Consider the following 9719-nt stretch of genomic DNA (forward strand, 5'->3'; position numbering starts at 1 on the left):
CGGGGATGACACACCATGAAGCGCGCTTTCCTGACCACGGTCGCCCTGCTGGCGCTCGCCGGCGCCGCCGCAGCCCAGACGCCCGAGCCTGTTTCGCCGCTGGCGGCGCCGCCCGTTCCCGGACCGGTTGATCCGCAGGCCACGCCCGGCCCTGTGGCGGCCCCAGCCGCCGCCGCCCCGGCCGAGACGCCGAAATGGGACGTGCAGAACCCGCCCGGGCCCTCGCGCGACATTTCGATCGACGTGACCCGCGGCACCTGGATGTCGCTGGACGTCAGCCCGGACGGCCAGACCATCGTCTTCGACATGCTGGGCGACCTCTATGTGATGCCGATCGGCGGCGGCGAGGCGAGGGCCATCTCGTCGGGCGTCGCCTGGGACATGCAGCCGAAATGGTCGCCGGACGGCCGCCAGATCGCCTTCACCTCCGACCGCGCGGGCGGCGACAACATCTGGGTCATGGACGCCGACGGCTCGAACGCCACCCAGGTGTCCAAGGAGAGCTTCCGTCTGGTCAACCAGCCCGACTGGAGCCCCGACGGCCAGTTCATCGTGGGGCGGAAACATTTCACCTCGTCGCGCTCGCTCGGCGCCGGAGAGATGTGGATGTGGCACCGTTCGGGCGGCGGCGGGGTGCAGCTGACCACCCGCCGTACGCAACAGAAGGACACCGGCGAACCCGCCTTCTCGCCCGATGGCCGGTACCTGTATTTCTCGGACGACGCGACGCCGGGGCCGACGTTCGAGTACTCCAAGGACGTCAACACCCAGATCTATGTGGTCAATCGGCTGGACCGCGAGACCGGCGAGACGGAAGAGTTCCTGTCGGGCCCCGGCGGCTCGATCCGGCCGACGCCGTCGCCGGACGGCAAGTCGCTCGCCTTCATCCGGCGCGTTCGCTACCAGTCGACCCTCTATGTGATGGACATCGAGAGCGGCCGCGAGACGCCGATCTATTCGGGCCTCGATCGCGACCTTCAGGAGACCTGGGCCATCCACGGCGTCTATCCGGCGATCAGCTGGACGCCCGACAACTCGGCCATCGTCTTCTGGGCCGGCGGCAAGATCCGCCGCATCGACGTGGCCTCGAAGGCGGTCGCCGACATTCCCTTCCGCATCACCGACACCCGCCGGGTCGAGCCGGCCGTACGTCACACCGTCGACGTCGCCCCCGACCAGTTCGACGTGAAGATGCTGCGCTGGGTGCACCCCTCGCCGGACGGGACGAAGGTCGTGTTCGAGGCCCTGGGCAATCTGTGGATTCGCGACCTGCCCACCGGAACGGCGCGCCGCCTGACCAGCCAGTCGGATCATTTCGAGCTCTATCCCAACTGGTCGCGGGACGGTCGGTCGATCGTCTACACCACCTGGTCGGACACCGATTTCGGCACGGTCCGGGTCATCCCGGCCTCGGGCGGGACGGGGCGTGTGGTCACACAGAACCCCGGCCATTACATCGAGCCGACCTTCTCCCCGGACGGCAAGACCATCGTCTATCGCGCCGTCACCGACGGTTTCCTGAGTTCGGGTCTGTGGAGCCGCAATCCCGGGATCTATCGCGTGCCGACGGCGGGGGGCACCCCGACCTTCATCACCGACGACGGCGGCGCACCCCAGTTCGGCGCGTCCAACGACCGCATCTTCTTCGCCGGGCGTGTAGAGACGTCGAGCGCGCTCAAGTCGGTCGACCTGAACGGCAATGAGCCGCGCACCCATCTGACGTCGGAATGGGCCTCGGATTTCGAGGTGTCGCCGGACGAACGCTGGGTCGCATGGACCGAGCGGTTCAACGCCTATGTCGCCCCCTTCGTGGCGACCGGCCGTCCGGTCGTGGTCGGGGCCAAGGGCGACGCCCTGCCGCAATCGCGCTTCACCCGCGACGCCGGCGACTGGCTGCAATGGTCGGGAGATTCGACCCGCCTGACCTGGGCCCTGGGGCCTGAGTATTTCTCGCGCAGCGTGGCCGATGCGTTCAAATTCGTGGAGGGCGCGCCCGAGACCTTGCCCAAGCCGCCGGAGACCGGCATCCAGATCGGCTTCACCGCCACCGCCGACAAGCCGACCGGCCGCCTTGCCCTGACCGGCGCCCGGATCATCACCATGAACGGGGAGCAGGTGATCGAAGACGGCGTCATCGTCGTCAACGAGAACCGCATCGAGGCGATCGGTCCCCGCGCCTCCGTCACCGTTCCCGCCGACGCCCTGGTCATGGACATGGCGGGCAAGACCATCATGCCTGGCCTGGTCGACGCCCACTGGCACGGGTCGATGGGCAATGACGAGATCATTCCCCAGCAGAGCCGCGTGGACTATGCGTCACTGGCCTTCGGGGTGACGACGATTCACGATCCGTCGAACGATACCTCAGAGATCTTCGCCCACTCCGAACTGGGCCGCACCGGCCGGATCGTGGCCCCACGCATCTTCTCGACGGGGACCATTCTGTACGGCGCCGCGACCCCGTTCACGGCCCAGGTCGAGAGCCTGGACGACGCCCTGTCCACCCTGCGGCGGATGAAGGCGGTCGGGGCCTGGAGCGTCAAGAGCTACAACCAGCCGCGCCGCGACCAGCGCCAGCAGATCATCGAGGCGGCGCGCCAGCTGGACATGAGCGTCGTGCCGGAAGGCGGCTCTCTCTACCAGCACAACATGACCATGGTGGTCGATGGTCACACCACGATCGAGCACTCGATCCCGCTGGCCCACCTGTATGACGACGTCCGTCAGCTGTGGAGCCAGACCGACGTGGCCTACAACCCGACGCTCGTGGTGGCCTACGGCGGTGCCTACGGCGAGAACTACTGGTACCAGGAGAGCGAGGTCTGGAACGATCCGATCCTGACCCAGTATGTGCCACGCCGGATTCTCGATGCGCGCGCGCGGCGTCCGGTGACGGCCCCCGACAACGAGTGGAACCACATCGCGATCGCCAGCCAGGCCAAGGCGCTGGCGGATCTGGGTGTCATGGTCGCGATCGGTGCCCACGGTCAGCGCGAGGGCCTGGGGTCCCACTGGGAACTGTGGAACCTGTCGCAGGGCGGCATGACCCCTCTGCAGGCGATCCGCGCCGGCACGATCGGCGGGGCGCGGGCCCTGGGTCTCGACAAGGACGTCGGCTCGCTGGAGGTCGGCAAGCTGGCCGACATGGTCGTGCTGAACGCCAACCCGCTGGAGAACATCCGCAACACGACGTCGATCGCCTATACGGTCGCCAATGGGCGGGTCTACGACAGCCGCATGGACGAGGTCGGTCGTCGCAACCGTCCCCGTCAGCCCTTCTGGTTCGCTGATGCCGCGGGCGAGGCTGTCCCGGCCGTCGCGGATGCCGATGCTGCCGGGCATGGCCACGGCGGGGACTGAGCGATTGGCCTGAAAGGGCTGCTCAAAAGAATGGGCCGCCCGGCTTGCGCCGGGCGGCCCTGACTCCGTCCGGCCCGAGCCCCGCGGGGGTCGGCGGCGGGTCGCGGGGACCAGCCGGGCGGAGTGTTCATTCCAACCCCGAAGGGGGTTGATCTCAGCCTTCCAGATCCTGGCCCTCGTCCGGCTCAGGCACGCCCAGCAGTTCGTCGGCGATCTTGTTCTGGGACTTGCGCACCTTGTCCTCGATGGCATCGGCCATGTCGGGATTGGCCTTCAGGAAGGCGCGGACGTTCTCGCGGCCCTGGCCGATGCGGGTCGAGTCATAGCTGAACCATGATCCCGACTTCTCGATGATCCCGGCCTTGACGCCCAGGTCGATGATCTCTCCCAGCTTGGAGATGCCCTCGCCGTACATGATGTCGAAGATGACCTCGCGGAACGGCGGGGCGACCTTGTTCTTGACGACCTTGACCCGGGTGGTGTTGCCCACGACCTCGTCGCGGTCCTTGATCGCGCCGGTGCGGCGAATGTCGAGCCGGACCGAGGCGTAGAATTTCAGCGCATTGCCGCCCGTCGTCGTCTCGGGCGAGCCGTACATGACGCCGATCTTGTGCCGGATCTGGTTGATGAACAGCACGATGCAGTTGGACTTGGAGATGGACGCGGTCAGCTTGCGCAGGGCCTGGGACATCAGACGCGCCTGAAGACCCGGCAGGCTGTCGCCCATCTCGCCCTCGATCTCGGCACGGGGAGTCAGGGCCGCGACCGAGTCGACCACCACGATGTCCACGGCGCCCGAGCGGACCAGGGTGTCCACGATCTCCAGTGCCTGTTCGCCCGTGTCGGGCTGTGACACCAGCAGGTCGTCCAGGTTGACGCCCAGCTTCTGGGCATAGCCCGGATCCAGCGCGTGTTCGGCGTCGACGAAGGCGGCGGTGCCGCCGGCCTTCTGGATCTCGGCCACGGTGTGCAGGGCCAGGGTCGTCTTGCCCGAGCTTTCCGGCCCGAACACCTCGATCACCCGTCCGCGCGGCAGGCCGCCGATGCCCAGCGCGATGTCGAGCCCGAGCGATCCTGTGGAGACCGAGGGGATCACCGCGACCACCCCGCCCTTGCCCAGTTTCATGACCGAACCCTTGCCGAAGGCGCGATCGATCTGTGCGATCGCGGCCTCCAGGGCCCGCTGCTTGTCGCCGTCTTCCTTGCCAACCAATTTCAATGCCGCCTGCGAAGCCATTTTACCCGTCTCCCTTGCCATGATTCCCATCGATGCTTGGGAGAGACCCGCCACGGACCCGCTCCCTGTGAACAGATGTAGAACACGGCCCGCGGAAGTTGCCAAGACGTTCCATGGAATAAAAGCGGAACATTTGGGCCGGTACGACCGATTCTGACGTGTCTCGACCTCGCCGTCAGGTTCTGTAAGTCCCGGCTCGGTTGTGTTTGCGCAACGGTGTGCGGCGAAGTCCACGGAGCTGATCATGACCCTGACCCGTCGCCATCTCGGCCTGGGGGCGATCGCCCTCGGCGCGACCGCCGCCTTGCCGCCCGCCGCCCACGCCGAGGCTTTCGCTATCCGAATGATGGGACAGCATCGCGGAGTCCTGCGCGGCGCGGGCTTCGCCATCCCGACCTATCACGTCAACTTCGTCACCTCCCAGCAGGCGACCTCGGTGGCCAGCATTTCGGCGCGCACCCGGCTGGCGGTGGTCATGGTCGGGCCGGATCAGGCCCTGATGCGGCGGCTGACCAACGAGGCCTACGCCGACCTGCGCAGCCAGATGACGGCCGCGAACCTGGCCCTGGTCTCGATCGAGGAGACCCGCGCCATGACCCGCGCATCGGGCATGGCCGAACTGCCGGGCAATGTGGAGATCGCCGGCATCGGTCCCGGCATCACCATCGGCTCGAGCCTGAGGAAGGGCTGGGCGACCTTCGGCCCCGATGCTGCGCCGGCTCTCACTCCGCTGCTGAATATGCGCGGCGCGGGCCAGACCGGGTTCGCCGCCATGGGAGCCATCGCCGCTATGAACGCCCTGGGGCCCGTCGCGCGCCAGCCCCAGATGGCCGACAAGGTGGCCTTCGCGCCGTCACTGGTGCTGGATTTCGCGCGACTGGAGGCGCGGCGTCCCGGCCTGTTCGGGGGGGCGGCCTCGGCGGGCGGCAACATCGCCTTTGGTGTCCTGGCAGCGTCCAAGGTCACGGCGCACAAGCCCGCTCCGCGCGGTCCGGGCACGCCGGGCGGTTTCGCCCCGCGCGAGGACGTCTTCTCGCCCACCCCCTTCGCCGAGGTGATCGAGGGCGGCGCGGCCGTGCGCGGCGGGCCCAGCTTCTCCGATACGGTCGACGAGAACTATCAGGCGGTCGCGCGGGCGCGCGGCGACGCGGTGATGATCAACGTTCCGGTCTGGGAAGGCCTCGTCCGCGACGCCTATCGCAGCTACAACTCCGCCATCGTCGAGGCCATCCGGTCGATGCAGGGTTGAGGCCTAAGCCCGTGCGGCGGCGACGATACGGCCGCCACCGGGCTCTTGGACGAGAACGGCGGTCGACAGGCCCGGCCTTGTCGGTGCGGGCAGCGCGAAGCCGACCGTGCGCCCTTCCCAGCGGCCCAGCCTGACCAGCTCGCGCACTACATTGGCGTGGGGCAGGGTACGGCCTCCGTTCTCGCCGCGCCGGACGGGGACCTCGACCACGCGCGGGTCATAGCGAACCAGCCAGATGTCCGTCGGTCCTGTGACCGTTCCGCCGGACAGGCCCACGGCGTCGCGATCTCGGACCTTGCGAAAGGCCAGGGCAGGGCCCGTGAAGGCCCGATGGGCAGCGATCAGGGTCTCGATCTGGCGCAGGTCCTGGCCGACGACGTCGGCACGGCCATCGACGACCACCTGGGGGGTCCAGACGTTGTCGTTGTCCAGACCCGTCTGATAGGCCCGCTGACGGGCGGTGAAGGCCGGGTCTGCGAAGGTGTCTGGCCACCCCAATTGGTCCCAGTAGGTGACGCCGAAGCTGAGAGCCAGGACATCGGGGCGCCCCGCCAGCCGGGTCAGATTGGCGTTGGCCGGCGGACAGGACGAACACCCCTGGCTGGTGAACAGTTCGACGACGGTGAGACCGGGCCGGGCTGTGGCCTCCACGGCGGGGCGTGCGGACACATGGCCGGCGACCAGGGCGGCTCCGACGCCGGCGATCGCGGCGAACATCGATAACCGACGTGCGACGTCGGGATGGGTGGCAAGGCTGCGGATCGACATGACGGGCTCCGGTTGGGTCGACTGGAGTTCGCCCAAACCCGCCTGCGGGTTACGTCAGCCTGTCCGAGCCGATGTTTCTGGCGGCTCCATCGGTTCGGCGAACCGCGCGGTCAACGACACCCCGCAGGCCAGGATCACACAGGCCGCCGCTGCGCCGGCCAGTCGACGCGCGCCCTCGTGGGGGGCCAGAGGTCGGGCGAATATCAGCATCAGCAGGGTCAGGGGTGCCAGCACGCCGGGCAGGTCCATGCCGATGCCGAGGAAGACGGGGTGGGCCAGATAGACGATCCAGGCCCCGCCCAACACGGTGATGACCGCCGGGGCGACCAGCGAGACCATGCTTTTCAACCGCGCACCAACCACGGCGGACACGGCGGCGGCGAAGGCTGCCAGCAGGCCCGGCCAGATCAGCAGGAACGCCGCGGTCGGTGCCACGACCTGGACGGCCAGGCCCAAAACCAGCACCAGTGCGATCAGCCCCAGCCACCCGCCCCACGGCGACCGCGTCGCACCCGGTCCCCACAGGCTGAGCCCGATGGCGACCACCGCAGCCCCGACCACCACGGGGTTGAATCCGCCCAGCAGGGTCGCGGCGAAGGCGGCCAGCAGGACGGCACCCGCGACCACCCTTCGCCCGACCCGGTCCCGCCCCGCGAGCACGGTCAGGCCCACCGCCAGCACGGTCAGACCGACCCCGGCCTCGATCCACGGCAACCGTGCCAGCAAAACGTAATAGGCGTCGGCCGACCCCGCCCGGCTCGACATCGGCCCGGCCAGCAAACGCACCGCATGGGTCAGGACCAACGCCGCCGTGATTACCCAGACCCCGCCCAGCATCCCGCGTCCGACTTCCACTGCCGTCACCCCCGTCGCATGCCGCCCGCCCCAGAAGGCGAACAGGCCGAGCGCGCCCGCCAGCGCCAGCAGCACCCATCCGGTCGCGGGCGCATGGGCGACGATCGTGTGCCCGAGGATGTCGGCATAGACGCGGGGCTCGGTCGCGCGGGGCAGGGTGGAGCTGCGCAGAAACGCGTCGGTGGCCTCCAGCGCCTGGGACCCGATATGCTGGACGCTGCCCTGGTCCAGGGCATCGGGCGTCGAGGTCGGCGAATGGTACTGGGCCGGCCGGCCGATGAAGGCCAGGTTGATCCCGGCGATGCCGCGCTCCCTCGACACGGTAAAGTCCGTGCCGTTGGGCATCAGCTCATAGACCAGCACGGCCAGGGAGTTGGACGTCGCGCCCCCGTCGGCGCGGGCAGAGGTCCTGGCGAACAGGTCGATGGTCTGGCGGTTGCCGGGCCCGGTCTCAAACATCATCGCCCGCCCGCCGCCGCCGCGCGCCTCCAGATTGACCACCACGCCGACGTGGGCCGGCAGGGACGAGGCCTTGAAGAAGCTGACCGCCCCGTCCAGCCCCAGTTCCTCGGCGTCGGTCAGCAGCACGATCAGGTCGCGCTCGGCCGGTCCCCGTGCCTTGATCGCCCGCACGGCCTCCAGGATGGCGGCGACCCCGGTGGCATCGTCGGCGGCCCCGGGCGAGTCGGCGACACTGTCGTAGTGGGCCATGACCAGCACGGCGGGGGCGTTCGGATTGCGGCCGGGCAGGATGCCGACGATGTTGACGGGCAAGGCGGTGGGGTCGAGGCCCCAGCGCGTCAGCCGCCGCTGGCCCTGCGCCGACATCTCCCCGACCTGCAGCGCCGGCGTCAGACCCAGGGCCGTCATCCTCCGCACCAGATAGGCCTGCACCCGCGCATGATCCGGCGACGACACCGGATGCGGCCTTTGCGCCATCTCGCGCACATCGACCATGGCCCGTGCGGCGGAAAAGGTCGTTGGCGATGCGGTCGCCGGTCGCGGCTGAGGCGTCTGCAGGCTGAAGACGCCCAGGATCAGCGCCAGGACCAGTGAACCGATAAGCAGGCCAAGCCGCATGTGACATCTCCCCCGATCTGCCGATGCTAGGCGAGAGAGGTGATCGCGTCGATCACCAGAATGCGTGGCGTGGATCACCCTTGACGGACTATGCGACATATGTAGAGTTTGTGCATGACCATATCTGCCCGCAAGCTCTCGCCCCAGACGCTCAGCGTTCTGTCCGCGCTCGCCGAGGCGGGCTCCGCCTGGCGCTACGGCCTGCAGATTTCCCAATCGACGGCGCTGAAGTCGGGCAGCCTGTATCCGATCCTCGCGCGGCTGAACGAGCGGGGCCTTATCGAAGGCGAATGGCTTGAGCCCGAGCGACCGGGCCGACCTCCGCGCCACGCCTATCGCCTTACCGCAGAGGGCCGCCGCTTCGTCTCCGAACAGCCGGCATCCGCCGCCGACGCCCTGTCCGCCGATCTCGCCGGAGCCGCTGCATGACCCCGTTTGACGCTGTCGCGCGTGGCCTGATGCTCCTGGTGGTCCGTGATGTGCCTCCCACCAAACGCCTCTGGGCCGCGGCCATGAGCGGTGAGTTCGAGGCCCTCGAGCACAGCCGCCTCGCCTGGGCTGCGGGGTGCTGGATGACGATGACGCGTTGGAATCTGGGTCGTGACCTGCTGGTTTTCGGTTTGGCGATCCTGGCCGCGCTGGCCGTCACCGAGTTCGCCCCACGTCTATTCTTTCTGATGCCTGACAGCGTCGTCCACGCCTGGTTCTATGTGTTGAACTTGGTGCCTATGATGCTATGCGCGGCCATTCTGGCCTTCCTATACCCGCGCCACGCGGGGAAGATGGCGATCATCCTGTTCCTGACCGGCTTCGCCTACTCGGCGATAGTCGTGCGCCTGGCCTTCGACGACAACATCCTGAATCCCGGCTGGGAGGTCATGGATGCACCCAAGCTGGTCGGCTATTTGGCCATCTTCGGCGGCTACTATCTGGCCGCAGACATCGGCCGGCGATTGTCCGTGTTGCGTTCCAGCGTCCCTGTCGCCTGACGGTCAGGCCTGGCCGAAATCGGCAGCCGTCAGGGATTTTCGTCCGCCTGCCGGCATGTGGAGCGCCAGCGCCCGGTCGCCGAGACGGATCACGCACGGTTCGCCCAGGTCGCTGGTCAGTTCGGCCTCTAACAGCGCGCCCTCCGCCCAGCGCAGTGACAGCCCGAACCCACCCCGGCAG

At 68.4% G+C, this 9719-nt stretch carries 7 protein-coding genes; 4 read left to right on the top strand and 3 right to left on the bottom strand.

The features are described 5' to 3' along the window. Positions 1-15: 15 nt before the first annotated feature. Complete coding sequence (locus JHC99_RS10290) at positions 16-3360, top strand: amidohydrolase family protein (protein ID WP_292153940.1); 3345 nt, start codon at positions 16-18, stop codon at positions 3358-3360. Positions 3361-3514: 154 nt separating this feature from the next. On the opposite strand, the gene recA is transcribed toward JHC99_RS10290, so the two are convergent. Next, positions 3515-4597 (bottom strand): recombinase RecA, encoded by a 1083-nt coding sequence (gene recA, locus JHC99_RS10295; protein WP_292153942.1) that lies wholly within the window; start codon positions 4595-4597, stop codon positions 3515-3517. 244 nt (positions 4598-4841) lie between these two features. Here recA and JHC99_RS10300 point away from each other — a divergent pair, with 244 nt between their 5' ends. Further along, positions 4842-5846, top strand: a complete 1005-nt coding sequence (locus tag JHC99_RS10300; RefSeq protein WP_292153944.1) for a hypothetical protein — start codon at positions 4842-4844, stop codon at positions 5844-5846. Positions 5847-5849: 3 nt separating this feature from the next. Here JHC99_RS10300 and JHC99_RS10305 read toward each other — a convergent pair whose 3' ends face one another. Further along, complete coding sequence (locus tag JHC99_RS10305) at positions 5850-6614, bottom strand: thioredoxin family protein (RefSeq protein ID WP_292153945.1); 765 nt, start codon at positions 6612-6614, stop codon at positions 5850-5852. 54 nt (positions 6615-6668) lie between these two features. Beyond that, the gene (locus JHC99_RS10310; protein WP_292153947.1) at positions 6669-8549 is read right to left on the bottom strand and encodes a M20/M25/M40 family metallo-hydrolase; all 1881 of its coding nucleotides are present in this window, start codon (positions 8547-8549) and stop codon (positions 6669-6671) included. 114 nt (positions 8550-8663) lie between these two features. Between JHC99_RS10310 and JHC99_RS10315 the strand changes: the two genes are divergently transcribed. Beyond that, positions 8664-8978, top strand: a complete 315-nt coding sequence (locus tag JHC99_RS10315; RefSeq protein WP_292153949.1) for a helix-turn-helix transcriptional regulator — start codon at positions 8664-8666, stop codon at positions 8976-8978. Beyond that, on the top strand, positions 8975-9538 hold the full coding sequence (locus JHC99_RS10320) for a hypothetical protein (RefSeq protein ID WP_292153951.1): 564 nt from the start codon (positions 8975-8977) through the stop codon (positions 9536-9538). The genes JHC99_RS10315 and JHC99_RS10320 overlap by 4 nt, the downstream gene beginning before the upstream one ends. Positions 9539-9719 lie beyond the last annotated feature (181 nt).

It is taken from the genome of Brevundimonas sp. (genome assembly GCF_016463485.1).
Taxonomy (GTDB): Bacteria; Pseudomonadota; Alphaproteobacteria; order Caulobacterales; family Caulobacteraceae; genus Brevundimonas.

What these genes read in the sequence shown, in the direction of transcription:
- recA (WP_292153942.1), bottom strand. Translation starts at nt 4,597, where the DNA reads ATGGCTTCGCAGGCGGCATTGAAATTGGTTGGCAAGGAAGACGGCGAC.
- JHC99_RS10315 (WP_292153949.1), top strand. Translation starts at nt 8,664, where the DNA reads ATGACCATATCTGCCCGCAAGCTCTCGCCCCAGACGCTCAGCGTTCTG.
- JHC99_RS10300 (WP_292153944.1), top strand. Translation starts at nt 4,842, where the DNA reads ATGACCCTGACCCGTCGCCATCTCGGCCTGGGGGCGATCGCCCTCGGC.
- JHC99_RS10320 (WP_292153951.1), top strand. Translation starts at nt 8,975, where the DNA reads ATGACCCCGTTTGACGCTGTCGCGCGTGGCCTGATGCTCCTGGTGGTC.
- JHC99_RS10290 (WP_292153940.1), top strand. Translation starts at nt 16, where the DNA reads ATGAAGCGCGCTTTCCTGACCACGGTCGCCCTGCTGGCGCTCGCCGGC.
- JHC99_RS10310 (WP_292153947.1), bottom strand. Translation starts at nt 8,549, where the DNA reads ATGCGGCTTGGCCTGCTTATCGGTTCACTGGTCCTGGCGCTGATCCTG.
- JHC99_RS10305 (WP_292153945.1), bottom strand. Translation starts at nt 6,614, where the DNA reads ATGTCGATCCGCAGCCTTGCCACCCATCCCGACGTCGCACGTCGGTTA.